Origin of the sequence: Nocardia flavorosea NBRC 108225 (assembly GCF_001613385.1) — a bacterium.
Taxonomy (GTDB): Bacteria; Actinomycetota; Actinomycetes; order Mycobacteriales; family Mycobacteriaceae; genus Nocardia; species Nocardia flavorosea.
The window spans coordinates 446017-470990 of record NZ_BDCG01000012.1 but is presented as its reverse complement, the minus strand read 5'-3'; the positions used below and the strand labels follow the sequence as shown (position 1 = coordinate 470990).

24 protein-coding genes are annotated in these 24974 nt (G+C 66.7%); 14 read left to right on the top strand and 10 right to left on the bottom strand.

Annotated elements, in window-relative coordinates:
- Positions 1 to 16 precede the first annotated feature (16 nt).
- Both NFL01S_RS15165 and NFL01S_RS15160 read right to left on the bottom strand, forming a co-directional pair.
- A complete protein-coding gene (locus NFL01S_RS15165) occupies positions 17 to 598 on the bottom strand; it encodes a GNAT family N-acetyltransferase (protein ID WP_084492692.1) in 582 nt (193 codons plus the stop codon).
- 271 nt (positions 599 to 869) lie between these two features.
- Positions 870 to 1586: a TetR/AcrR family transcriptional regulator gene (locus tag NFL01S_RS15160; protein ID WP_062975632.1), complete on the bottom strand. Its 717-nt coding sequence runs from the start codon at positions 1584 to 1586 to the stop codon at positions 870 to 872.
- A 91-nt stretch (positions 1587 to 1677) separates the two neighbouring features.
- On the opposite strand from NFL01S_RS15160, the gene NFL01S_RS15155 reads away from it, so the two are divergent.
- Complete coding sequence (locus NFL01S_RS15155; protein ID WP_062975630.1) at positions 1678 to 3183, top strand: MFS transporter; 1506 nt, start codon at positions 1678 to 1680, stop codon at positions 3181 to 3183.
- A 272-nt stretch (positions 3184 to 3455) separates the two neighbouring features.
- Here NFL01S_RS15155 and NFL01S_RS15150 read toward each other — a convergent pair whose 3' ends face one another.
- Together NFL01S_RS15150 and NFL01S_RS15145 are read right to left on the bottom strand one after the other, a co-directional pair.
- The gene (locus NFL01S_RS15150) at positions 3456 to 4778 is read right to left on the bottom strand and encodes an MFS transporter (protein ID WP_063915947.1); all 1323 of its coding nucleotides are present in this window, start codon (positions 4776 to 4778) and stop codon (positions 3456 to 3458) included.
- 61 nt (positions 4779 to 4839) lie between these two features.
- Entirely contained in the window at positions 4840 to 6090 is a 1251-nt protein-coding gene (locus NFL01S_RS15145; RefSeq protein WP_062975628.1) for an FAD-dependent oxidoreductase, read from the bottom strand.
- Positions 6091 to 6229: 139 nt separating this feature from the next.
- Here NFL01S_RS15145 and NFL01S_RS15140 point away from each other — a divergent pair, with 139 nt between their 5' ends.
- On the top strand, positions 6230 to 7135 hold the full coding sequence (locus NFL01S_RS15140; protein WP_062975626.1) for a LysR family transcriptional regulator: 906 nt from the start codon (positions 6230 to 6232) through the stop codon (positions 7133 to 7135).
- 273 nt (positions 7136 to 7408) lie between these two features.
- Here the strand turns inward: NFL01S_RS15140 and NFL01S_RS15135 are convergent, their stop codons facing one another.
- On the bottom strand, positions 7409 to 8143 hold the full coding sequence (locus NFL01S_RS15135; RefSeq protein WP_062975624.1) for a FadR/GntR family transcriptional regulator: 735 nt from the start codon (positions 8141 to 8143) through the stop codon (positions 7409 to 7411).
- 317 nt (positions 8144 to 8460) lie between these two features.
- On the opposite strand from NFL01S_RS15135, the gene NFL01S_RS15130 reads away from it, so the two are divergent.
- The 4 genes from NFL01S_RS15130 (at position 8461) to NFL01S_RS35450 (ending at position 14495) form a co-directional block, all read left to right on the top strand.
- On the top strand, positions 8461 to 10542 hold the full coding sequence (locus NFL01S_RS15130) for a hydantoinase/oxoprolinase family protein (RefSeq protein ID WP_062975622.1): 2082 nt from the start codon (positions 8461 to 8463) through the stop codon (positions 10540 to 10542).
- Positions 10539 to 12356: a hydantoinase B/oxoprolinase family protein gene (locus NFL01S_RS15125; protein WP_062975620.1), complete on the top strand. Its 1818-nt coding sequence runs from the start codon at positions 10539 to 10541 to the stop codon at positions 12354 to 12356. The genes NFL01S_RS15130 and NFL01S_RS15125 overlap by 4 nt, the downstream gene beginning before the upstream one ends.
- Positions 12353 to 13639, top strand: a complete 1287-nt coding sequence (locus tag NFL01S_RS15120; RefSeq protein ID WP_210744820.1) for an amidase — start codon at positions 12353 to 12355, stop codon at positions 13637 to 13639. The genes NFL01S_RS15125 and NFL01S_RS15120 overlap by 4 nt, the downstream gene beginning before the upstream one ends.
- 376 nt (positions 13640 to 14015) lie before the next feature.
- Positions 14016 to 14495 (top strand): nuclear transport factor 2 family protein, encoded by a 480-nt coding sequence (locus NFL01S_RS35450; protein WP_157116547.1) that lies wholly within the window; start codon positions 14016 to 14018, stop codon positions 14493 to 14495.
- Between the two features lie 14 nt (positions 14496 to 14509).
- Here the strand turns inward: NFL01S_RS35450 and NFL01S_RS15100 are convergent, their stop codons facing one another.
- Together NFL01S_RS15100 and NFL01S_RS15095 are read right to left on the bottom strand one after the other, a co-directional pair.
- On the bottom strand, positions 14510 to 15703 hold the full coding sequence (locus tag NFL01S_RS15100) for a type II toxin-antitoxin system HipA family toxin (RefSeq protein WP_062975612.1): 1194 nt from the start codon (positions 15701 to 15703) through the stop codon (positions 14510 to 14512).
- Entirely contained in the window at positions 15700 to 15900 is a 201-nt protein-coding gene (locus tag NFL01S_RS15095; RefSeq protein WP_062975610.1) for a helix-turn-helix domain-containing protein, read from the bottom strand. Before NFL01S_RS15095 ends, NFL01S_RS15100 begins: the two co-directional genes overlap by 4 nt.
- A 517-nt stretch (positions 15901 to 16417) precedes the next feature.
- Here NFL01S_RS15095 and NFL01S_RS15090 point away from each other — a divergent pair.
- Complete coding sequence (locus tag NFL01S_RS15090) at positions 16418 to 16885, top strand: NUDIX hydrolase (RefSeq protein WP_062975608.1); 468 nt, start codon at positions 16418 to 16420, stop codon at positions 16883 to 16885.
- Complete coding sequence (locus NFL01S_RS36110; RefSeq protein WP_062975606.1) at positions 16882 to 17091, top strand: hypothetical protein; 210 nt, start codon at positions 16882 to 16884, stop codon at positions 17089 to 17091. The genes NFL01S_RS15090 and NFL01S_RS36110 overlap by 4 nt, the downstream gene beginning before the upstream one ends.
- Before the next feature lie 472 nt (positions 17092 to 17563).
- Here the strand turns inward: NFL01S_RS36110 and NFL01S_RS15080 are convergent, their stop codons facing one another.
- A complete protein-coding gene (locus NFL01S_RS15080) occupies positions 17564 to 18946 on the bottom strand; it encodes an MFS transporter (RefSeq protein WP_245670701.1) in 1383 nt (460 codons plus the stop codon).
- A gap of 190 nt (positions 18947 to 19136) precedes the next feature.
- On the opposite strand from NFL01S_RS15080, the gene NFL01S_RS15075 reads away from it, so the two are divergent.
- The 4 genes from NFL01S_RS15075 (at position 19137) to NFL01S_RS15060 (ending at position 22914) form a co-directional block, all read left to right on the top strand.
- Entirely contained in the window at positions 19137 to 19742 is a 606-nt protein-coding gene (locus NFL01S_RS15075; RefSeq protein ID WP_062975603.1) for a TetR family transcriptional regulator, read from the top strand.
- Between the two features lie 125 nt (positions 19743 to 19867).
- Positions 19868 to 20632 carry a protein kinase family protein gene (locus NFL01S_RS37610; RefSeq protein ID WP_062975601.1) on the top strand — a complete coding sequence of 255 codons (765 nt, stop codon included), beginning with the start codon at positions 19868 to 19870 and terminating at the stop codon, positions 20630 to 20632.
- Positions 20633 to 20871: 239 nt separating this feature from the next.
- Complete coding sequence (locus NFL01S_RS35440; RefSeq protein WP_062975599.1) at positions 20872 to 22065, top strand: hypothetical protein; 1194 nt, start codon at positions 20872 to 20874, stop codon at positions 22063 to 22065.
- A gap of 87 nt (positions 22066 to 22152) precedes the next feature.
- Entirely contained in the window at positions 22153 to 22914 is a 762-nt protein-coding gene (locus NFL01S_RS15060; protein WP_062975597.1) for an ESX secretion-associated protein EspG, read from the top strand.
- A 112-nt stretch (positions 22915 to 23026) separates the two neighbouring features.
- Here NFL01S_RS15060 and NFL01S_RS15055 read toward each other — a convergent pair whose 3' ends face one another.
- Positions 23027 to 23221 carry a hypothetical protein gene (locus NFL01S_RS15055; RefSeq protein WP_062975595.1) on the bottom strand — a complete coding sequence of 65 codons (195 nt, stop codon included), beginning with the start codon at positions 23219 to 23221 and terminating at the stop codon, positions 23027 to 23029.
- Between the two features lie 168 nt (positions 23222 to 23389).
- Entirely contained in the window at positions 23390 to 23536 is a 147-nt protein-coding gene (locus tag NFL01S_RS15050) for a hypothetical protein (RefSeq protein ID WP_245670717.1), read from the bottom strand.
- A gap of 325 nt (positions 23537 to 23861) precedes the next feature.
- Between NFL01S_RS15050 and NFL01S_RS15045 the strand changes: the two genes are divergently transcribed.
- Both NFL01S_RS15045 and NFL01S_RS15040 read left to right on the top strand, forming a co-directional pair.
- Complete coding sequence (locus NFL01S_RS15045) at positions 23862 to 24746, top strand: helix-turn-helix domain-containing protein (RefSeq protein WP_062975591.1); 885 nt, start codon at positions 23862 to 23864, stop codon at positions 24744 to 24746.
- Positions 24743 to 24952, top strand: a complete 210-nt coding sequence (locus NFL01S_RS15040; protein ID WP_062975590.1) for a DUF397 domain-containing protein — start codon at positions 24743 to 24745, stop codon at positions 24950 to 24952. Before NFL01S_RS15045 ends, NFL01S_RS15040 begins: the two co-directional genes overlap by 4 nt.
- The last annotated feature ends 22 nt before the right edge of the window (positions 24953 to 24974 follow it).

Sequence of the window (24974 nt, the reverse complement as noted above, 5' to 3'; positions counted from 1 at the left end):
CGAACGAGTAGCTGAGTCAGAACTGCTGGCCGCGTGGCCGTTTGACCCATTGGGGGCCGTCGGCAGCGGAATGGTCCCAGCGTCGCGGGGCCGGCTCGAACCGGAGTTCGAGCACATCGCGTGGCTCGTCGGTCCCGAAATAGTTCTCGTCGCGCTCGATCTGCCGGAACCCCGTCTTTTCGTACAGTTTGACCGCGGCGGTGTTCTCCTGACGCACCGTGAGGCGGACGCGGTATACCTGCGCGTCACGACAGCGATCGAATACGTGTTCCAGCAACCGGGTTGCGATGCCGTTGCGGCGGGCCTGTTCGGTAACAGCCATACTCAGCACCCAGGCGCAGCCCTGCCCGTCGACTCCGACCACCGCGTACCCGAGAATTACGCCTCTCTCCTCGGCGACGACCCAGTGTGATCTGTGCAGTTCGAACAGCTGACGCAGGATGAAGAACGGATAGGCCAAGTCGGTGAACTGGACCTTTTCCATTCCCGACAGGATCGGCAGGTCATCCAGTCGCGCAGACCGGAGTCTGGCCTCACCTGTTGTGGTGAGTGGAACTCCGCCGATGAACTGTGGCCGGTCTGCTGGTCGACGCGTCATATCTGTTGCCTCACCCCCGAGTTCGGCTATCGGTGCCGAACGTCGTCGTTATATAGAGTGTGCATCGGTGATCGAGGTCCGTCCACAAAAGTGAGCAGTTGGCCGATTGCCGCAGAATAGCTTGTGCGACAGCAAAATACGTCCTATCTGCATCTTTGCTGTTATCCCGGCGCGTCGGTCCCGGGCAGTATTCGTGCAGAATCCGAGTAGCTATCGAGCAGCCGCCGCGGGCGCGAATCGAGGGAGGCTGCCGACTCGAAGGCTTCGGCCGTCACCGTCGCTGGATCGGCTGCCCCGTTGTGCTAGTCGAGGAGGCTGCCGGGGCGGCTCGACCGGCGCGGAGGGCGAAACCGTCGCACAGAGCGGTCAGGCCGAGGTGCAGCAGGTCCAGCTGGGCGAATTGGTCGCCGGTGCCGTGCAGTTCCGACAGTGCGGCCGGGGTCGGGTGAACCGGGTAGCCGGCCAATAGTGTCCGCAGTCCGTTCTCGTCCGCGCTGTCGCCACCCTTGCGGGTCAGCAGGGACGAACTGATGTGGGGGAGGGTGGCGCCGGAGATGTAGTTCCAGACCGCGAACGACATCTCGGTGGCCTCGTGGGTCGTGACCCCGAGTTCGCGGAACCCCTCGACGAGCCAGGCCAGGCATGCGAGGCTGCTGGGCCCGAAACCGTAGCGGGGGGTGGCGAAGGCCAGTAACACCCACGGATGACGCTGGTACAGGTCCCAGTCGATCTCGCCGGCGATCCGGACCCGGTCTCGCCAGGTCCAGTTCTTGCCCTCGACAGCCGGGTAGGGGTAGCGGCCCGCCACTTCGTCGGCCATGGCGGCGATCAGCACATCCTTGTTCGCGATATGCCGGTACAGCGACATCGCGCCCACTCCCATCCGATCGGCGATACGCCGCATGGACAGCGCGTCGAGCCCGTCGGTGTCGGCGAGCGAGATGGCGGTATCGATGATGGCGGCCCTGGTGAGTTTCGGTTCGGTCATCGGACACCTGGGTTCGGCAGCGGGTCTGGCATGCGTACACTGTACCCCGGCTCATGCGTACGCCGTACGCGTCAGGGAAAGGGAATGGTTGATGACGAATGTGGAGGCAGTGCACGCCGCGCCGGAGGCGGGCGGCTCGCGGCGCGCCTGGCTCGGTCTGGCCGTCCTGGTGCTGCCGGTCCTGCTGGTGTCGATGGATATGTCGGTGCTGTTCCTGACCCTGCCGACACTCACCGTCGACCTGGACCCGTCGGCCGCACAGCAGCTGTGGATCCTCGATATCTACGGATTCCTCATCGCCGGGCTGCTCATCACCATGGGCAACCTGGGCGACCGGATCGGCCGGCGGCGCATCCTGCTGGCGGGTGCGATGATGTTCGGGATCGCGTCGGTAGTCGCGGCGTTCGCACCGAGCGCCGAGGTTCTGATCGCGGCGCGGGCCCTGATGGGCATCGGCGGGGCCACCCTGCTGCCGTCCAGTCTGTCGCTGATCACCACCCTGTTCCCGGACGCCCGGCAACGCGCGACCGCGATCGGCGTGTGGACGGCGTTCTTCGCGGGTGGTTCGGCGGTCGGCCCGATCATCGGCGGGGTGCTGTTGCACCACTTCTGGTGGGGCTCGGTATTTCTGATCAACGTTCCGGTGCTGCTGGTGCTGCTGTTCTTCGGACGGATTCTGCTGCCCGAACACCGGGCCACCGCATTGGGCCCACTGGACCTGCCCAGCGTGGCATTGTCGATCGGCGGCATCCTGCCGGTGGTGTACGCGGTGAAGCACGCCGCCGAATTCGGTCCCGACTCGGTGGCGCTGGTGTCGGCAGTGGTCGGCGGCGCACTGCTGACCCTCTTCGTATGCCGGCAGCGGCGGATCAGCGAACCGCTGCTGGATCTGCGACTGTTCGGTAACGGGCCGTTCGCGGTCGCGATCGGCTCCAGCCTGGCCGGAATGATGTCGCTGGCGGGGCTGAGCTACCTGGCCAGCGTCTATCTGCAATCGGTCACCGGCCGTGACCCCCTGGCCGCCGCGCTGCTCGGTATCCCGATGGCGGTGACGGTGTTCGTGTTCTCGATGACGGGATCGCGGGTCGCGCAATGGCTGGGCGGGCGGGCCGCATTCGCGGGGGCGCTCGCGGCGGCCGCGATCGGCAATCTGATGCTGTTCGGTATCGGCGTGGACGGCGGAGTCGGCTGGTATGTGGCCGGGTCGGCGATCGCCGGTGTCGGCTACGGGATCGTGTTCACGCTGGTATCGGAAGTGGCCGTCTCGTCGGTGCCACCGGAGCGGGCCGGTTCCGCGGTGGGTATCTCGGAAACCAGTTTCGAACTCGGCAACGCCCTCGGACTGGCATTGCTGGGATCGCTGGCGGCGGTGATCTTCCGGTCCGGCGGTGATTTCGCCGCGACCATCGGCGAGACCATCCATGTCGCCGAGGACGACCCGGCCCTGGTGCACGCGGCACGGGAATCGTTCGTCAGCGGTATGCACGTGGCGACGACGGCCGGGGCGGCCGTCCTGCTGGTGATGGCGGTGGTCGTGCTGGTCAGCCTCCCGCGCCGGACCCGTGCGGCCGAGCGGCGACACGTCGAGCACGGATAGGCGGCAGGTACGGGGCATCCCGTACCTGCCGTGCCGACGCCGGCCACCCGGCGGCCTCGACGCAGGAACCGGCGATCGGGTCGCCGGAGGTCGATAGTGTCGTCCCCGGTGAACGCCGAACTGTACGACACCCGATCCGCGGCATCGACGGCTCGCGCGTCTCGGCGGCGGTGATATCGCGGTGCGGTCGCGGCCGGTTCATATCGCCCCGCAGACCCTGCGGATCGGCCTCGCTGCCGGACCGAACCGGCAGCGAGGCCGATCCTTATCGGCTACACGGTGACCGTGTGATCGGCGGGATCCGGGCGGTCGGTGTGCCCGGAGGTTCCGCTCGCGCGGGGTCTGTCGGATCGGATGAAATAACAGGTGGCCGCACCGGCGAACGGGCCGATCGCCAGCACGATGAACGCCGCGTAGAACGAACCGGTGGCGTGGAAGACGAAACCGACCACCGCGGGTACCACGACACTGCCGAGCTGCCAGATCGCGTTGACTCCACCCGCCGCAGAGCCGACCAGGTCGCGTCCGGCCAGGGCCGGGGTCAGCGCGGCGGTGAGCGGTGAGTAGGCGTAGGCGCCCAGCCCCAGCAGGGGTGCGCACCAGAGGAACTGGGTCAGGCTCGACAGCGATCCGAAGGTGAGCAGCGTTGCGCCGAAGACGACCAGGATTACGATGATCGGCAGTTTCTGGCCCAGGCGGAGTTGGTCGGTGACCCATCCGACCATCGGTTTCGCGACCACGGCCACCCCGGCGAAGATCACCAGTACCGTCCCGGCGTCGACGGGATCGATACCGTTGGCCTTGACCATGAGGGTATTCGACCAGGTCACGAAACCGTAGGTGCCCCACAGTCCGCCGAATCCCGTGACGGCGAGCAGGAGCAGGTCGCGGTTGCGCAGCAGTGGCCGCAGGTTCGGTAGCGCACTGGTGCGGGACTTCTGCGGCCTCTCCTGCTCGGTGACTCCTCGCGGCCGATCGCGGAGCAGCACGAAACACAGGACGCTGATGATGACGGTGACGATACCGAACACGTGATACGACTCGCGCCAACCCGAGGCTTCGATCAACCGGGGGACCACGGCGTTGGCGATGACGGTGCCGAGCGAGGTCGCGGTCATGAAAACACCCATCGCGAACCCGCGCTGCGCGGGCGAGAACCAGGTCGCGATGAGTTTGAGCCCGCCCGCGTAGTCGGCGCCCGCGAACAATCCCACGATGCCCTGCACGATCAACCCCGCGGTGATCGATTCGATGGTGCCGAAAACGATCATGAACGATCCCGCGACCAGTCCGGTGAGCGACAGGATCATCCGCCCACCCAGCCAGTCGGTGAGGAAGCCACCGAAGGCGTTGGAGGCGACGTAACCGATGTAGTAGCAGGTCGCGAAGATGCCGATCGCGGCGATCGGCACGGCGAGAGAATCGCTGACCGACGCCGAGGCCGGCCCCCAGGTCGACCGGTCGACCGAGGTCATGGTGAAGGCCGCCCAGCACATGGTGAGCACGACCCACCGGTAGGCGGAGGAGTGCCGGACGCTCATCCGCGGGCCGGCGTGATCACGCTGTGCTGCCGTCTCCGGGCCTGACTTGCTCATGCGGTGTACTCCGATCCGCGGGACGACGGCTGTGCATACTGGGGTGTCGCGTACGGCCGGCTCATACGATCGCCCCCTGCGCGATCAGGGCGCGGCGGATACCGGGCAGATCGTGGCACCGGCCCTCGCTGTACTGCGCCGCGGCGATACCCGCGGCGTGTCCGGTGGCGAAGGCGGTGCCCATCACCCGTACCGAGGCGAACGCCTCGTCGTCCGAGCTGGTCAACCGGCCGACACCCCACACATTGCCGGTGTCGGCGCACCGGATGGCATCGTAGGGGACGTCGTACCAGCGCCCGCCATCGATCTCCTCGTAGTGGGTCACCCCGGGACCGGCGTGATCCTCGATCGGCCAGCCGCAGCGTCCGATGGATTCGCCGGGACGTTTGCGGGCCCCCCGCACATCGCCGGCAGTGATCATGGTTTTGCCGACCAATCGCCGGCTCTCCCGGATGCCGATCTGCGGGCCGGACGTGACCAGGTAGGCCTGCTGCCATCCGGCCATGCCCTTGCGCATGGCATCGAGATAGCGCCAGGACTGCGCGCGGGCACTGGCTTCCGCGGTGCTGATCTGCTGCGCGTCGAGGGTGTCGAAGTGTTCGTCGACCAGGAGCGCCATCACCTCACCGGTGACCGGCAGCCGGACGGCGATCCCGTGGTCGCGGGGCAGGTCGGCACCCGTTTCCTCGTTGTAGGCGGCCACCGCGGTGCGCATACCGCCGGTCGAGAGGTCGGCCTCCTCGGCGACGCCGCCGAAGCGGCAGGCGAGCGTGTTCGTCTGCCGGTCGGCAAGGTCCACTGTGCGTACCGCCGCCCCGGCGAGCGCCAGTAGCGCACCGTCGCCGCTGGCGTCGATGAAGGCGTCGGCCGTGAGACGTTCGCTGCCGCCCCGGTGGGCGATCTCGACCTCGGTGATCGCACCGTCGCGCCGCGTCGCGCCGATCAGGGTGGAATGCAGCCGGGTCTGCACCCCCGCATCGGTGACGATCTCGTCGCAGACGATCTTCGTGGTCTCGGCGTCCAGCAGCACGATCCGGTTACCGGTCCAGTCCATGACCTTCTCCGCGTACACCCCGCGAGCACGCAACCGGTCCAAGACCTCTCCGCCCACCCCGGCGACAACGGTCTCGTGGGTCTGGTCGAAGAAACCGCAGAAGGTGAGCACCGAACTGTTCGTCGCCGCACCGCCCAGGAACGGGTACCGCTCGATCAACCGCACCCGCGCCCCGCTGCGTGCGGCACCGACCGCCGCCGCGATTCCGCCGGCGCCACCTCCGACAACTACGACATCGACATGCTCTGTGAGCGTCACCGTTGGGCTCCTATCCCTTCCCGGCGGCCGGCCGGGGAACAGCTGTGGACTGAGTCACACCTTGAGGGATACCTTTGCCTCGCGTCCAATGCCCATTTCGGCGACCGGGCATACCTGGTAGGTATGGCAAGCTGGGCCGGTGGAATTACGGCACCTCAGATACTTCGTGGCGGTCGTCGAAGAACGCTCGATTTCCCGCGCGGCGCAGCGCCTCGTGATGTCGCAGCCGGCACTCACCCGGCAGATCAAAGAACTCGAACGCGAATGCGGAATCGACCTGCTCGAACGCATCCCGCGCGGAGTGGAGCCGACCCCTGCCGGCACCGCCCTCTACCAGCACGCGGCCCAGCTACTGGGGTTGGCCGCCACCGCCCGTGACGTGGCGCGCTCCGCCTCGGCCGCCCGCGAACTGATCTCCATCGGCCTGCCGCCGGGCCTCCCGGCCGACTGGCTCACCGGGCTCATCCACGCCTTCCGCGACGAAACCCCTGATATCCGTATCGATTTCACCGATGCGAACAGCAGTGTCCAACTGCGCTCGGTGCAGGAAGGCCGCCTCGATATCGGAATCGTCCACCAGCATCCGCCGTCGAACCTGCACTCGGCCACGCTGTTCGAGAAGCCGTTCGGTCTCGCGGTCCGTCCGAACCACCCACTCGCCGAACGGGTCACCTGCCCGCTGGTCGAGCTCGACGATCTTCGCGTCCTCGCCCACGCCCGCGAACAGATTCCCGCCGAACACGACCGGCTGATCTCGGTCGCCTACGAGGCCGGTATCGCACCGATCTGGCAGTTCGCGTCCTTCGTCGAAAATGCCCTGGCCTGCGCGGACGCCACCGGCTCACACGCGGTGCTGCTCAGCGAGGCCAGCGCACACCGGTTGCTACCGGGCTGGCCGTGGGTCGAATTGGTGGAGCCGGCGTTCCCGATGCGGACCTGGCTGGTACGCCCGGAGCGCACCCGCGCCGCGATCGAGGCGAGCGGGGAATTGATCGTCCGATACGCCCGGCGGGTGAAACGACAGGTGCCGGCCGCGGAAGCTTGAATCGGTTCGGCAGTCCGCCGTCGTCGGACGGTCCTGGCAGGCGCATCCCGGGGTTATCGATCCGGACGCTCTCCCGTGGCCGGAGTTTCGGCGCGTTCCACGAGCCGGCCTGCCGGGTGACGGCTTCGCCGATCAGGAACCGGGCCGTATCGTGTGCGCCCCCGGCTCGGCGGTCTCGAGAGTCATGAGCACAGCCCGGGTTTCCGCATACGTGCGGGCGTGCGGGGGAGATTCTGCGTTGAAGAGCAGATGGTGAAGGCTTGGCGCCCGCGGTTATTCGGTGCGCAGCCGGTCCATCTGCCGGTAGGAATCACCCAGGTGGTCGAGATGTCTGCGCATGAGATCGATGGCGGCCATCGAATCGCCCGCGGTCACAACCTCCAGGATCGCGCGATGATCGTGGTCGACACACTGCCAGAAGCCGCCGGGTGCATCGTCGCGCCCGAACCTGGTGGACAACACCCGGAACACCGGCGCGGTGATCAGCTCCAGCAGTGGGTTGCCGGTCGCCCGCAGCAGGACGAGATGGAACTGCTGGTTCTTGGCGAAGGTCGCCGGACCCTGTACGCCGTCGGGATCGAATATCGCCTCGCGGAGTTCGGCGAGCTGTTCCTCGGTGCGCCGGAACGCGGCGATACCCGCCGCGGGCACCTCCATGAGATTGCGGACCTCCATGAGCTGGTCCACGGTGACGGCTTCGGCGGCGGCCATCAGTGCGACGCCGGTTTCGAGGCTCGCGCTGATGTGGCCGACGCTCGGGGCGGCCACGAAGCTACCGCCGGTGACGCCGCGGGTGGTGGTGATCAGGTTCTGGCTCGACAGCGACCGCAGTGCTTCGCGAATCGTGCTGCGCCCGACGCCGAACTCGGCGGTGAGTTCGGCGTCGCTGGGCAGGCGGGCGCCCTGCGGGAGTTCTCCCGAGAGGATGCGATTGCGGAGCTGCTCGGCCAGTGCCGCGTACGCGGGTGTGGATCTGACGGACGGCGCATGTGTCGTCGATTCGCTCACCGGAATCGGCCCTTCTGTTTCGATCGGCTGTCGACGCGCCCGAGCCTAGCGTTCGCGTCCGGTCCTACCGTGTGGCCGCTATCGACCGTATTGCAGAAAACATCCGCTAATTAAGCCATCGATTGCCTGCAGTTGGTGGCAGTTCTCGGAGGTTACCCCGAATTTACCTCGAAAACATCTGAGGTATTGCATTCTCTGGCTCGCTGAAGCACGATGGCTCCCAACACCTCGCGCGGTGGTCCCCGCCTTCGCGGACGGCACCCACAGTCGGCCGTCCCCATCCGCTCCCTCGTGGGCGCCGGAAGAATGGAATCTTGATGAAAAGAATCGGAGTCGACGTCGGCGGCACGTTCACCGACCTCGTGCTGTGGGACGACGACGGCACGGTGGTGGTCCACAAGACTCCGTCGACCAACCACGACCCGTCGATCGGCACCATGGACGGTATCGGGGTGCTCGCCGAACGCGCCGGAATCGACCCCGCCGACATAGCGATGTTCTTCCACGGCACCACGGTCGCGACCAATATCGTGCTCGAACACAACGGCTGCGATGTCGGCATGATCACCACCGAGGGTTTCCGCGATCTGCTGCATATCGCCCGGAAGAAACGTCCGCTCAACTACTCCAACTACCAGGACCTGCCGTGGCAGAAGTGGCAGCTGGTACCGCGCCGCAACCGCCGGGTCGTGGCCGAACGTATCGACGCGGCGGGCAACGTGCTCGTCCCGCTGGACGAGGATGCCGTGCGCGCACAGGTCCGGCTGCTGCGCGAACGGGGAGTCGACGCCATCGCCGTCGCCTTCCTGCACTCCTACCGCAACCCGGCGCACGAGATCCGGGTCAAGGAGATCATCGGCGAGGAATACCCGCAGGTGTTCGTTTCGCTGTCCAGCGAAGTCGCTCCGCAATACCGCGAGTACGAACGGTTCTCCACGGCGGCGCTGAACGCCTTCATCGGTCCCAAGACCTCCGGTTATATCGAGAACCTCGCGGCGAAGGCCGCCGCGGAGCAGGTCGGCGACGATGTTCATCTGATGACCTCCGCCGGCGGCCTGATCACCTCCCGCAGCGCGAGCGAAACCCCGGTCTCCCTGCTGACCAGTGGCGTCGTGGCCGGTCTGCTCGGCGGCTGCGCCATCGGCAAGGCCTCCGGCTTCCCGAGCGTGATCACGCTGGACGTGGGTGGCACTTCCGCCGATATCGGCGTGGCACCCGACGGCGCCCTGCGGATGAAACATCTGCTCGATACCCGGATCGGCGACTACCACGCGATGGTGCCGATGGCCGAGGTGGACACCATCGGCGCCGGTGGCGGCTCCATCGCGGTGGTCGACGAGGGCGGCATGTTCCGGGTCGGGCCGCGCAGCGCCGGCGCCGTACCGGGCCCGGCCTGCTACGCCCGCGGCGGCACCGAACCGACCTCCACCGATGCGATGGTGACGATGGGCTGGCTGCGTGCGAACAGTTTCCTGTCCGGGACGATGGAGGTCCGGCCGGAGCTGGCCCGTACCGCAATCCAGACCCACGTCGCCGAGAAACTGGGCACTTCACTGGATGCTGCCGCGATGGGTATCTTCAAAATCCTCGCCCATTCGATGACCGAGGCGATCAGCCTGCACTCGGTGCGCAAAGGCTACGACCCCCGTGAGTTCTCGCTGATCGCCGAGGGCGGTGCCGGCCCGCTGTTCGCCTGGCAGATCGCCGATCAGCTCGGTATCCCGCGAGTTATCGTGCCCGGCCATCCCGGCATCACCTCCGCGGTCGGGCTGCTCACCACCGATATCAGGTACGAGGTGCCCACCACGGTGTGGACCTCCTCCGCCGATCCCGATATGGCCCTGCTCACCGAGCAGATGGCGCGGTTGTCGCATGAGGCGGTGGGCCGGCTCGAAGCCGACGGCGTCGCTGCCGAGAACATCACGCTCGAACGCAGCGCCGACTGCCGCTACGTCGGTCAGGGCTACGAGCTGCGGGTGCCCGCGCCGGACGGCGATATCGACGATGTCTGGGTGAAAACCGTCGCCGACGAGTTCCACCGCGCCCACGGCCGGACCTACTCCCAGCGCTTCGACGACAAACCGGTGCAACTGGTCAACGTCCGCGTCACCGGTGTCGGCGCGGTACCGCATGTGCGGATCGCCGAGATCGAGAAGGGCACCGCCGACGCCGCAGCCGCGATCAAGACCACCACACCGGCACTGTTCTGGCAGAACGATACGGCCGAACCCGAATGGGTCGACACCCCGGTCTACGACCGGGCGCTGCTGCTGGCAGGGAACACGTTCGACGGTCCCGCGATCGTCGAGCAGTTCGACTCCACCACCATCATCGGCATGGGCCAGCGCGCCACGGTCGACGCCGTCGGCCACATCATCATCGAGAGGAAGCCCGCATGAGCAAGGCGCTGATGCCCACGACCGGAGTATCCCTCGCCGGCGAATCCACCCGAACCTGGAACGATGTCGAGGTCGACCCGATCACCCTGCGGGTCATCGGCGGCGCCCTGCAGTCGATGGCCAAGGAGATGGCCCAGGTCCTCTACCGGATGGCGTATTCCAGCCTGATCCGCGAATCCGAGGATCTGGGTGCGGGAATCTTCGATATCAACGGCCGAGAACTGTGTGAATCGGATTCGACGCCGATGCACTGCGGCTCGATCCCGGCTTATATCCGCGGTGTCAACCGCCGGTTGGCGGGCACCTACCGGCCCGGCGACGTCATCCTGCACAACCATCCGTACCACGGTGCCGCGCATTCGCCCGATTACGGCGTGATCATCCCGATCTTCTGGGAGGGCGAGCATATCGGTTTTGCCGGCTGCACCGGGCACGTCTCCGATGTCGGCGGCAACTTCCCCGGCCTGTGCATGGATGTCGTGGACGTCTGGGCCGAAGGCAAGCTCATGGACTCGATGAAGATCTACGAGGCCGGGGTGCGCAACGACTACCTGATCCAGCACATCCTCGACAACGTCCGCACACCCGAACAGAACCGCGGCGACCTCGAGGCACTCATCGCATGCTCGCGGATCGGGGAGAAACGTTTCCTCGAACTGCTCGGGAAGTACGGCCTCGATACCGTGATGAGCGCCGCCGAACGGTGGATGGACTATTCGGAGAACATGCTGCGCAGCCGGATCCGGGAGATCCCGGACGGCAGCTACGAGGCACCCATCGGCTATCTCGACGACGACGGCAAAAACCGCGGGGTGCCACTGAAAGTGGCGGTGCGGGTGCAGGTCGAGGGCGAGGACATCCTCATCGATCTCACCGGATCCAACGATCAGGTGCCCACAGCGTTCAACGTGCCGTTCGAGGGATCGGTGCTGCCGGTGGCGGTCTCGGCGATCCGCACCATCCTGCTCGACGAGGACGTCGTCGAGGATTTCGTCCCGCAGAACGACGGCTGCTTCCGTCCGGTGAAGGCCTACGCCCCCGAGGGCACCCTCTTCAACCCGGATTTCCCGGCCTCCTGTTTCGCGCGATTCTCCCAGGTGAACCGGGTTCTCGACTCGATCAACCTGGCATTGGCGCCGGTGCTTCCCGAGCACGCGGTCGCGGGTTCGTCGGCGGCGCTGTGCGCGATCGCCTACTCCGGTCTGGCCGCCGACGGCGAATCCTATTGGGTCTACATCGAAATCAACGAGGGCTCCTACGGCGGCCGCAACGGCAAGGACGGTATGGACGCCGTCGACGCGTTGATGGCCAACACCCGCAACAACCCCATCGAAGAACTCGAACTCAACCACGCCATGCGGGCACTTCGGTACGAGCTGCGCGACGAACCGCCGGCACCCGGCCGATGGCGCGGCGGTATCGGCAGCGTGCGGAAATGGCTGATGGAAACCGACACCTTCCTCGGCTCCGAGGCCGACAACCGCTCCGATCCGCCCGCGGGCGCGCTCGGCGGCCGTGACGGGGTCGCCGGTTCGTTCACCCGCAATGCCGGCACCGATCGGGAGGAGCTGCTGTTCTCCAAGGTCACGCAGGAAACCATCCGGGCCGGTGAGACGCTCGAGATCAAACTGCCCTCCGGCGGCGGATTCGGCGATCCGTTCGCCCGCGACCCGTTCCAGGTGCTCAGCGATGTCTGGGACGAATACCTCACCGCGGAGGACGCCCGCCGCGATTACGGGGTCGTCGTGAACACCGCCGACTGGACCTTTGACGAGACGGCGACCGCCGCACTGCGCGCCGGGAGCAGGTCCTGAATGAGACCGGGGGCCGGGCCGCGGACAACCGCGGCCCGGCCCCGCCGGTCGGTGCGCAGACGTTCGGCAGCGTTATCACCTGGATCGACCCGCCTGCTCGCGGCGCGGGTGACGGTCCGCTGCGTGGGCTGCGGATCGGGGTCAAGGACAATATCGACGTCGCGGGCGTCCCCAGCACCTGCGCGTCGGCTTTTTTCGCCGACCGGGTGGCCACCGAACACGCGGAGGTCGTGCGTAGGCTGCTCGACGCGGGCGCCCAGGTGACCGCGAAACTGAATATGGCCGAGTTCGCGGTCGGCGTGACCTCCCAGAACTCCGCGGCCGGTCCGACCCGCAACCCATGGGACCCGCGCCGGGTTCCCGGCGGCTCGAGCGGCGGCTCCGGTGCGGCGGTTGCCGCCGGCCTGGTGGATGCCGCGCTCGGCACCGATACCGGCGGTTCGATCCGATTACCCGCCTCGGCCTGCGGGGTCACCGGTCTGCGCCCGACCGTAGGGGAGGTGTCCGGCGCCGGTGTCTATCCGGTCAGCGAGTTGTTCGACACCGTCGGCCCTATGGCCCGCTCGGTCAGCGATATCGCCCGGATATTCGCGGTGCTCCGGGGCGAAACCCCGCCGGATGTGCCGGCTGCGCAGCGGATCGGTGTGCCCGCACTCTTCATCACCGAGGATGTCGACCCGGCCGTCGCCGCCGCGGTGCGCACCGCCGCGGGAGTGTTCGAAACTCTCGGTTACGAGGTGGTCCCGATCGATATTCCGGGTGCCCGGTCCGCTCAGGATGTCGTCTACACCCTGATCTACTCCGATCTCGCCGAACGGCATCGCGCTCGCCTCCGGCGCTCGCCCGAACTGTTCCAGGCCGCGACACTCGAGCGTATTTCGCTGGGGGTGGGGATCCCGGACTCCGAACGCGCCGCGGCGCTGCGTCGGCGTGACGAGTTCCGGCAGGGGCTCAGCGCGGTGTTCGACCGGGTCGACGCCGTGCTCACCCCGGCGATGCCCATCGATGTGCCGCCGCTCGGGGGTGCGGCCGATGTGATCGTCCAGTCGCGCCGGATGGGGCAGTTCAGTTATCCGTGGTCGCTACACGAGGGCCCGACACTCGCGTTCCCGGCCGGCTTCCATCCCGTCTCGGGTATGCCGATCGGTGCGCAACTCACCGCGGCAGCGCACCACGAGCCGGCCCTGTTCGATATCGGTGCGCGGTACCAGGAGGTGACCGAGTGGCATTCGGCTCGCCCGCATCCCTGCGGTGGGAGCGGACCGGCCTCACCTGGTACGTGATCTCAACAGTCCGCCGGGCGGTTCGGGACAGTGAACGTCACCGGAAAAGACGCCGGGCCGCGAGTGAATACACCACGTTCGGTCGGCACCGGGCCGTCGGCGAGGGCGAGGTCCGGCATAGCGTCGAGTAGTGCATCGACAGCGACCTCGATCTCCGTTTTTGCCAGCAGCGCGCCGACACAGAAATGACGCCCGAGCGCGAACGACACATGGTCGGCGGCTGCCGAGAATGCCGTAGCGGTCGGCAGATCGTCACGGACGATACCCGCTCGAGCTGCCGAGGATTGCCCGTGAGAACAGTTCCTGGAGTGCAACTCTCGCGCCCTTTCCAGGCCGACAGCTACGAAAGTGGTCTGATCCGAGCAGCCTCCTGTGCTTGCCGGAGGACCTCGCCGACCGCGACCTTCAGCCGGTTCGATGCGGTGGCCGCGCTACGCCGAAGCCTCCCGGGGCCGGCCAGCGTCGAAACCAGTGTCAATTTCGTGGCGCCCGCACCCTGTACGCCGGAGAGACCGACGTCCGGCACCCCTTCGCGCCACTCGGCGAAACACCGTTGCATTCCCGTGCCCGGCTACGCAGCCATTTCGCCGAGGAGCCGACCCGGACAACAGGAGTCGAACGGTTCGAACCGGTGGGGCAGGTTCACGAAACCGCCGATCCGGAGGTGGGCATCTACGAATTCAGCTACGCCGGTTCCGCGCACGGCCGCCCCTTTTCGATCCCGTGCCTCTTCGTGGTGCGGGTACGCGATGGACTCATCGTCGAATCCCGCGACTACACCGACCATGTCGCCTTTGCCCGCGCCTTCGGCCGACTCGGCAACTTGGCCACTGCGCTGGTAGCGGACCCCCGATGAGCACTTGCGATCGGCTATAGCCGCAGGAGTTCGCTGCGCCGGAACCGTAATTCGCGTTCCACGCGCCGGCGGGGAGAACCGGAAAACGGGAGCCCATGGAAATCGACAGTTTCCGCCGCGCGGAGCGCTACCGCGCGGGCCGAGGCGGCACCGCGATCCGGCAATCCGATCTCGGCCGCGAATGCCGCCCAGTCGCGGGCCTTCAGGTTTCGGGTTCGCCCGGCGACAGGCAGGGCCATCGAGTCATCGTCATAGATGAGTGTGCAGGGAATATCGTAGATCGGCGCGACCGACCACCGCCCGTCCTCATCCTCGAGTACGCCGAGATTCTTTCCGTGTAGATCCCCGTTGCCGGTCAGCCAAGCGAACAGGAACTGCAGGTAGAGATTTCTGACGGCCACACGCGGGGCGTGCGTCACTCCGGCCAGCGCTCGGACCACCTCGATCGCGTCTACGGCGTACTTCTCGGAGGGTGGGACGCCCAATACCTGCGTGGCATCTTCGAACGCCCGGCGAGTCCATACGCCATCGCGTGCGACACGATCGAACCGTCGTACGAGCAGTCCTGACGTGCCGGTCCGGTCGGCTATCAATTCAGCGGCCGCGACCGGTACTTTGAGCGCCCGAGCCGCCACGAGATGGGCCGCTTCGTTCTCGATGAGGTAGGGGAATCCGGGCTGCGTCAGTTTCAGGATGAACCGCCCGAAACCGGCTGCGAGAGGTGTGCTGATCATCGACGCGCTGGCTTTTTCCTGGACGCCGGGCAGCGCATGTGGATCCACCTTGTCCACCAGGGCAGCGAAGTCCAGATCCGCCGCAGACTCGCCGTCGATGAGTGCGGGAGCCTCCACAAGAGGTTCGCCTCGAGGTGTCACCTGTACGTCGCCCGGTGCGTCTGTACCCACCGCGAGCAGCAAGGAGAGCTCGTCGTCGAGGCCGGTTTTCACCGCGCGCTGTAGGACCGAGAGCCGGTGTCCTTCAGGTAGCAACCCTGCGAAGTAGGCGGGCAGACTGCCCCCGAATGTGCGAACAGGGTCGTCGGTCACCGGCAGTGTGGTGGCGATCGGCCGCGCGGAATCGGCCGAATACTCAGGAAGGTAGCGAAACTCGACAGTCCCTTCCGCACTCTTGGTCAGCTGTGCGGCCCGTCTGCCGGACTTGTAGATATCCGCAGCACGGATCGTGCGGAGACGCTCGAGGTCCGTCATTCGGTGACCCCCAGCGTGAGGCCTAAAACGTCGGCGACCTCGGCCACCGTCCCGACGCTGGTGGCTCCGGTGCCGTGCTCGATATCGCGGACCGTGCGCGTCGAAGTCCCCGCCAGCTCCGCCAGTTGCTCCTGGGTAAGCCGGTATCGGCGGCGGGCAGCGCGAATCTCTCCGCCGATACGTTCCGCTTCGTTCATCCAGCCCTCCGGACCGGCAGAATACTGCCGATTTGTATTTATGATGCCTTGAAACTAGTCCAATATCAGCAGATCGGCAAGATATTGCCGATTCTGTCTCGGTTCGCCTCGAGTGGGTGTTCGCAATTGGATGATTCGGCAATATATTGCCGAAGACATGCGGCCCCCGCCGGGCGTGCCCCGGAAACCGCCCGCGAAATCCTGATGGCCGGCCTGTTCACCGCTCGGCTCACGGTCCCGGGCGGGCAATCCCGGGGTGCCGCCGTTACCATCCCGCGGGCGTCGAACCGGCCCGGAACGTCGAGCTGCGGATACCGGCATCATCCTCCCCTCGCCCTCGGCGTGTGGCTGCGCAATAGTCTTTGCCGCACTGTGGCCAACTATGCGCACACCCGGCGCCGGGCTCACGCCGCACCGGAGCTGTTCCGGATCCCGTCCCCGCAGTGGAAGCCTGGAACCGTAATCGCAAGGCGCCAGCCCAGCTCACAGCCGATGTGCGCGATAGTAGATTCCGGATATGAGTTTCCGGCTGGCCGCCTACGCCGTGTGCATCACCGATGGACGGGTGCTCCTGGCCTGCCATAGCCCCCGGAACAGGGAGTCCACCTGGACTCTTCCCGGTGGCAGAGTGGAGCATTGCGAGGACCCATTCGAGGCCGTGACCAGGGAACTCACCGAAGAAACCGGCTGCCACGGCATCGTCGAACGTCTACTCGGCGTCGATTCGAGAGTTATCCCCGCGGCCGTCGCCCGCGCCGGAACAGAGCACCAGAACGTGGGAGTTTTCTACAGCGTCCGCATCGTCGGCGGTGAACTGCGACCGGAACCCGACGGCGAGACCGCCGAATCGGTCTGGACGCCGATCCCCGAGGTCACCGGCTTGCGCCGCTCATCGCTCGTCGACATAGGCCTCACGCTCGCCCGGACTCTTCCGCCGACCGGTCACGTACCACCGGTGGAGGTCGGCGGTTCGATCCAGCATTGAGCAACGCGATCGACGATCTCGATCAACTACACCTCGGGCACCACGGGGCGGCCCAAAGGCGGCTGACCGACGAATTCGCCGTCGAGCTCACCGTTGCATACCGTGCCACGGCCGCGGCCATCACCGGCGCACGGCAACATGACATCGTCGAGCTCGAGCATGTCGCGGTGGGCCGGGCCGGGATCAGCCCGCCTACACGAACCTGACGGACACTCCGCGCGCCCTGCACTTGGCGAGTCTTGCGGTGTCGAGCCTGGTCTACACAGCGGACAAGCATGTCACTGCCTTCGGCGGCAGTCCATTGAGCGGACTTGTTGCACACAACGTGGAGGAGAGTCGCCGCATCGCCCGAGAAGCCCTCTGCAACGTCGGGCGGTCGTGTGCTGGATCTGCGACGAGCCTGCCGAGTATCCCGGTTTTCGGGTGGCGTCTCGCACGCGCTGAATCCGCGAGCGGCGCGGCACTCACATCTCTCGATGAGCGACCCGGTCCTGAATCCGCACACTGACACCGACTGCGTGAAGGAAACCGAGCAGTGCTCCAGAGTCAGCCGAGACGATCAGATGGCTCTGGAATTCACAGCCTCGGGGTCGACGTCGGACAGGAGCCCGATCAGTCGGGGGCACGAGTCTTTGCCACGTTCGATCATGTTGGAGGTGTTGCTGCGAGCTTGTCCGATCAAGAGCGCTCGATCGCATCCTCACCGGTTCGCGTGCTCGGGATGAACGCCGCGATGATGATGCTGACTATCGCGGCGGCAAATGCGAGCGCGAGGGTGAGGAGGAAGCCGCTCTCGCTCGGCCCTGTCACGCCGCCGACTGTCGTGACGGACTGAGCGAGGATCGCGCCGGTGACGGCTGCGGCGATCGTTGTTCCGAGTGAGCGCATGAGTGCGTTGAGCCCGTTCGCGGCCCCGGTCGCGTGTGCCGGTACGGCTTGCATGATGAGTGCCGGCATGGCCGCGTAGCCGAAGCCGACGCCTACGCCGAGTACGACGCTGACGACGAGGATGTGCCATACCTCCGCGTGGAAGAGCAGCGCCAATCCGTAGGCGAAGGCGAGGATCACGGCACCGATGATGAGCAGCTGCTTCGCACCCCAGCGGTGCTGGACCTTGCCTGCGACGGGCGATACGACCATCATCGCCAGGCCTGAGGGGGCGACGATGAGCGCCGCGATCGTGAGCGTGCGGCCGAGGCCGATTCCACTCGCCCGCGGCAGCGTGAGCAGCTGCGGAAGCACCACGTTCGAGGCGAAGAGCGCGAAGCCCATCGCCACCGAGGCGAGGTTGGTGAGCAGCACCGGCCCGCGTGCGCTGACTCGCAGATCGACGAGCGGGTCCTTCACGTGCAGCTCGATCGGGCCCCAGATCAGCAGCACGACTGTGCCGCCGATCAGCAGGGCCAGGGTTCGTGCGTCTCCCCAGCCCCAATTGCCACCGCGCGAGACGGCGATGAGCACGCCGACGAGTCCGAGTGTGAGTCCGGCGATGCCGACGATGTCGATATGCCCGGGCGAGCGCTGTGCGCTCGAGGGTACGAACACCGCGCAGGCGATGAAAGCGAGCACGGCGATTCCGGCTGCCGCCCAGAACAGCGCGTGCCAGTCGAGGTTCTCGGCCACGACCGCGCTGAGCGGCAGGCCGAGCGCGCCGCCGACGCCGAGGGTCGCGCTGACGAGGGCGATGCCTGAGCCGAGCCGCTGCGGCGGCAGCACATCGCGAAGGATCGAGATGCCCAGCGGGATGACGCCGGCTACCGCCCCCTGCAGGGCCCGCGCGACGATCAGGGTCGCCACATCGTTCGAGAGCGCAGCGAGGATCGCGCCGACGGCCTGCAGCAGCAGGAGTGCCATGACGATACGGCGCTTGCCGAACATGTCGCCGAGCCGGCCGGCGACGGGGGTGCAGACAGCGGCGGCCACCAAGGTCGCTGTGATCGCCCATGCCGTGTTGTCGCTGGTGGTGTTCAGTAGCTTCGGGAGCTCGCCCTGGATCGGTATGAGGATGGTTTGCATGAACGACGCCCCGAGACCCGCGAAGGCAAGCACGGCGAGGGTCACCCCCGAACCGTGTCGAGTCGTGCGTGCGCGTCCGGATCTGCGCGCGCCGCGGTCATCGGCGGAGGCCAGGGGGATGCCCTGGGCCTGGGTGGAGGTCATCGGTGGTTCTTCCGTTCATTGCTCGTAGTCTCCGCGGAGTGAGACGGCGTCTCATTATGCGGAGACCGTATCACGATGTAGACTTCGGTTCATGTCGAACGGTGTGCGCGACCGCAGTCGTGAGATCCTGCGTGGAGAGCTTGCGGATGCCGCTGCCACCTTCTGCGTCGAGCACGGCTTCGACGAGGTGACGGCAGCGGAGATCGCACGCGGCATCGGCGTCTCTCGCGCCACCTTCTTCCGATACTTCGCCTCGAAGGAGGACGCGGTGGTATCCGCCGCACGCCTCGCCGCCACGCGCGCCGGCTCCTTCGCTCAGAGCGTCGCCGAGGCCGCCGACGCGGCCGCGCCCGGAACGACCGTGTGGGCAATCATGCGCACGGCCACGGAGTCGATGGTCAGCACGGCCGAGACGCGCGGAGACCTGTTGCGAGCGCGCATTCGCATGATCAGCGACGTGCCCGCGCTCAAGGGGTACCTGGCCTCCCAGCGGGGCAGCGACCAGTCTGCCGTCGTCGACGTGCTCCGTGCTCGACACTGCGATGACCGCACTGCCCACGCCCTCGCCGCTGCCGGGGTCGCGGCTGTCGATCTCGCCTGGCAGGAGTGGGCCCGCACGCCGGGCGCGAAACTGCGCCCTCTACTCGACGCTTACTTCGCGGCATTCGGCGATATCGCGACGCCGAAGCTCACGTGAGCCCACAGTAACCTCACTCGCGCCGGTTCCACGGAGATCGCGCGCCGGTTGTGCTCATGCGAAATCAGCTGTCGGGCGCATGCGGTAGTGTCCCGGTGGTCGATCGGCCAGGAAGGGGAGCAGTAGTGCTGGGGGTGGATTCGACCTTCGCCGGGTATCGGATCGAGGGCATTCTCGGTCGGGGCGGGATGGGGACCGTCTACCTTGCCCGGCATCCACGATTGCCCCGCAGTGTCGCGCTGAAACTGCTGAACCGTGAGGTCTCCACCGATCCGGAACTGTCCCGCCGCTTCGAACGCGAGGCCGACGTCGTCGCGCGCCTGGAGCATCCGGGGGTTGCCGACCGGAACGGCCGTGGGATGCTTGTAGCGACGCCGCACGATACGCAGGCGGCCCACCGAACGTTTGCTCCACACGATCCGGGATCCGTACCGAACGTGTATCCGGCAGTGGGTGCCGCGGGGAAGTGGTCCGGACCGCCGCCGCCGAAAGGGACGGCGGTTACCGCGGGGGTCCTCACGCTGATCCTCGGGCTCCTGTTCGTGGCCGGATTTGTCGGCGGCCTGGTGAATACCGTGACGGGCACGACCAGCGGCCCGGTTTCGATCGTGGTACTCATTATCTTTCTGCTGCTCATGGTTTTGTGGAACGGTGCGGCGATACTGTTGCTGTCGGGTAGACATGCCGGACGTATCCTGACCGCGATCTGCTGGGGTGTCGGCACCGTGGCCGCTGTTGTCGCGCTCTTCGTGACCAGATCCGAAGCAGGGTCGGGACTTTTTCTTTGCTTGCTGATGCTGTGCGCGGTTGCACTGACGTCGGCTGCGGGAGGTGCGACGAAACGCTGGGTCGAATATCGCACCTGTATCCGGGCCGAGAAATACAGGTAGGTACCGATGTTCCGAACTGGGTGCACGGCCGGGTTCCGGCAGAATCCTGCCGGGAAAGGGTTCGAGAGATTTCGGTGCCGGAAGGTTCGCCATGACGGGGGCACCGGCCTGAACGCCACGTGGGTCGTGTGCGCCGGAGCCGGTCTCGCCGCCCGGACGGGCGGCGACGAGGTGACAGCCATCGCCCCCATGGTGGCGGTTCCGGGCGAACAGGTCGGATCGGAGGGAGCAGGGGACAGATGACTATTCGGAACGAGGACCCGAGGATCGGCGATCCCGAGGAACCCAGCGGTTTCTCGCATACCGAAATCAACAACGCTTTCAGACCTCTGGTCCCGGGGGAGCACGGCATGATGGCCTCCGATCAGTACGGTGAGATCGCCAGGTTGTGGGAGCAGGGCGTGCAGGTGTTCGCTGCGCGGATACGGCGGTCGAGTTCGGCGGCGTGGGACGGGCCGGCAGCGGAACAGTCGCGGCAGGCGATCGGTGACTATGCCACGCGCGCCGAGGATTTGGTGCCGGCATTGAACGCTCTGGCGACGCAGGTCTACAACGCGGTGGTGGCGATCATGCGCACCCAGACCGAGCTGCCCGAGGTGCCCGAGGAGAGATCGCTGCTCAACAGTGGTGGGTGGTCGTGGCTCCCGGGGGTCGATTACACCAGCCGCGGTGACGCGGAGGAGCAGGCGCGACAGGTGATGTCGGACGAGTTCGTCAAACCGTTCACCCAGGTGGACGGCCTGATCCCGGCTTTCGGCCCACCGGTGAACCCCACCGCCCCGGTGCATACCGATCTGCCCGCCGGGCAGCCGGCCCCCGGCGTTCCGGGCAGCACCTCTACCGGGGACAATCCGGCAGGTCCGACTCCCGGCGCACCCGCGGGCGAGGATCCGTCTCAGGAGCAACAGCCCGGCGAAGGGCCGCCCGCCGCGCCGGAGAACACCGGCCCGGGCGATCCGGCCACCACAGCGGAGGGGCCGCAGGATCCCGCGTCCACGACGCCGTCCACCACCACTGCCGGTGTTCCCGCCACGACCCCCAGCACCACCACCCCCGGCACCACTACGACACCCGGCGCCCCTGGTTCCCCGGCACCAGGTTCCCCCGGTGGGGTTCCGGCGCCGGGCGCGCCACCGGCGCCGGGCGCCACCCTGCCCGGCGCCCCGAGAGCACCGGGTGCTCCGGGTGTGCCCGGCGCGACCGGCACACCCACCGGTGCCGCGGGCGCACCGCGTACCGGAATGCCGGGCATGATGTCGCCGGGTGCGGCCGGGCGCGGCGGGCAATCCCAGGACGACGAGCGCGACGGAATCCCCGACTACCTGATCACGGCCGAGAACACCCGGGAGCTTCTCGGTGAGCCGGAGGCGACACTTCCGGATGGCACGCTGGGTGGCGATGCGCCTTCCGCGCAACCATCGCGCGACACCTGAACCACCCACCACCGCCCGGCCCGCGCACCGCCCGCCCGCGGGTGGCGGTGCACCGCCCGCTGCTCGAACGCGAGGTTTACACCGACAATGACGAAATGGATCTGGGAGCCCGACGATTTCGCCGTCTTCTGGTACAGCGACGGTATCGACCGGTTTCCGCGTCCGCTGCGCTATCTGAGCCGCTTCCGTACCCGCAATCCTCTTCTGGCGCACGCAGCTGCTGTGCGCGCCCGCTATGACCGTGAGGAACACGAACTGATCCGGCGCGCGCTGCGCACCGTATCGCACGGCGAGATGCGGATCGAGATACTGGGGTCGTCCAGCGCGACGGCCCAGGGCCGCGTACGCGAGTACCGGATTGTCGGCTCTCGCACCGCGCATGCGGCGACGGTGCTGGCGCAATCGGCGGTCGACGGCATATCCGGTCCCGTGCACGCCCACCACATGCCCCCCGGGCAGCTCCCGAAATATCTTGCGGGTCTGCTGCCGGCATGCCGACCCGGCCGGGAATCCGCGGGCACCTTCCATATCGACGATCTCGGGCCGGGCACCCCGCGTGAGCGGGGGTATGCCCGCAGCCCGGGCGAACGGTACCGGGCGCTGGCGGGGCGGCCCGCCGATGGCGGCGGTATCGCGATTCTGCGGGTGGGGTCGATTCTGGATCGCCCGGATCCCTGGTTCGGGACCCAGTGGTACGACATCACCGGCGACGGTCGCTACCTGGAGAAACGTGCGCGCGAGCACATCACGGTGCGCCCGGCCGGTGAATCCGATTTTGCCTCGGGTTTCGCCGACTGGATAGACCGCGCCCAGCGCCGGCTCCGCGAGGACGAGCCGGACAGGTGGTGAACCAGTACACTGCCCGGCGTGGTGCCGGTGTGCATACCGCCGGCCGGTGTGGTGCCGGTCGGTGGGCGAGCTGCAGGTGCGGTGCGGGCGGCCGGTGTGCGCACACGTTCTCTCACGCATCGAGGTACCGCGCTATCTCGGTGAGTGTGGCTGCGCTGTGGAGGTGTGCGCCGTCGTCGGCGTCGAGCAGCATCCAGCCGGCCGGGATGTCCTGCCCGCGCACGAGTTCGTAGCCGAGGTCGCCGGCCCGCGCGGCAACGGCAGCGAAGGATACGGTGCCGGTGCGGTCGGCCGAGCCGCCGGTCATCGTCGGCGCTCCTCGTCTCGTGGCTGCCTGCAGTGCAGGGCATCGGCAATACGCCGGAGCGTATCGAGCGTGATCGGGGGGTTCCATTTCGGACCGTCCGGAATGGGAATTACACCCGGGGTCCTTTTCGGGATCTGGTTCATCGGAATCAGCCTTCGTGTGAATAGTTCAGTACGCGGAGAATTCCCGATCGCCGGGAACCATCCGTTGTTCCTCGATGAGCCGGGCCTTGGCCTGCCTTTTGATCGGACAGTCCGCGGAAAGGCATTCGAGGTGATCCTGCATCACCGCATGTGCGTACTGAACAGTCATCACGGGTACACGTCGGTGATCGGTCACCGGGATGCCGAACTGCATTGTCACCTCGCAACTTCGGGTTATGGACAGGGGTAGCGGTCCGGCGGTCAGGTGCGTGCAACCGCTGGATTCACCGGACATATGTGTGGAAACTTCCACCACGGAAGCTCCATATTTTTCGGTACGCGATGAAGTCAATCATCCTCTTCCGAAATTGTGAACCTATCCGTAAGATTCAGCCGCATACCGGATTTGATCCGAATGGATCGGTAATTCCGAACTGCTCGACCGTTCCATCTGGAATGACATAAACCCGAGTTACACACATGAAAGGCGACGCGTCATGTCGATCGAATCGGACCCACCCACGCTGCCCCGCCGAGTCCTCGGCCGCCGCCTGCGCGAGATGCGCGAGGTCGCCGGGTTGACGCGCGCGAAGGCTGCCCGGAAGTGCGAGATGGGTGCACAAACCCTGTGGCGCTTGGAGTCCGGTCGCAACAAGGAGACGAAGAAGATGGTGGTCAATGCCCTGTGCGATACGTACGAGGCGAGCGCCGACGATCGTCGCGAGCTCTTGTGGCTCGTAGATGAGTCCCGCAAGGACGGGTGGTGGCATTCGTATGCCGATGCCGTGGTTCCGGAGGCCGAGATGTTTGTCGGGCTCGAACAGGCAGCACGCACGGTCTTCTCATGGCAGACGATGACCTTGCCGGGATTGCTCCAGACTCCCGGATACCGGCGTGCCATGTGGACGATCGGGGAACCGCTCGGGAGGAAGATCGATCTCGAACGTGAAATCGACCTCCTCCGTCGACGTCAAGAGAGGCTGAGCGATCCGTCCGGCTTCACTCTGGAGGTCGTGCTGGATGAATCCGCGTTGCGGGCTCCCATCGGAGGGATGGCGGCGATGGCGGACCAGTTGGACCATCTCGTCGAACTCAGTGCACGGCCACATATCTCGATCCGTGTCGTACCCCTCGGCGCTCCGCAGCATCTTGGAATGGCGGCGAAGCACTTCGTGTACCTGGAGTTTCCGGATCACCTGAACCCGGTGCTCACTGAACCGCCCGTGGTGTACGTCGAAGGCTTCACCGGCGGGTTGTACCTCGACAAGCCGAACGAGATCGAGCAGTATCAGGCGGCTCGCGCGTCCGTTCTGGAAGTAGCATTGGACGATCGAGACACAGAGCGCCTCTTGGAGGCGACGGCGAGGGAGTACCGGCTATGAACATCGACCTATCCGGAGCGGCGTGGTTCAAGAGCAGCCGTAGTGCCAGCGGTAATGACTGCGTCGAGGTCGCTCACCTGCGTAGCGGCATGGTGGGAGTTCGGGATTCGAAGAACCCGGCCGGTCCGGCTCTGGTGTTCGATCCGGGCGCATGGGACGCCTTTACTGCTGTGATCAGCGACGACAACCTCGCGCCGAAAGCCTGAACCGCCTGCGTTCGAGTGCCGC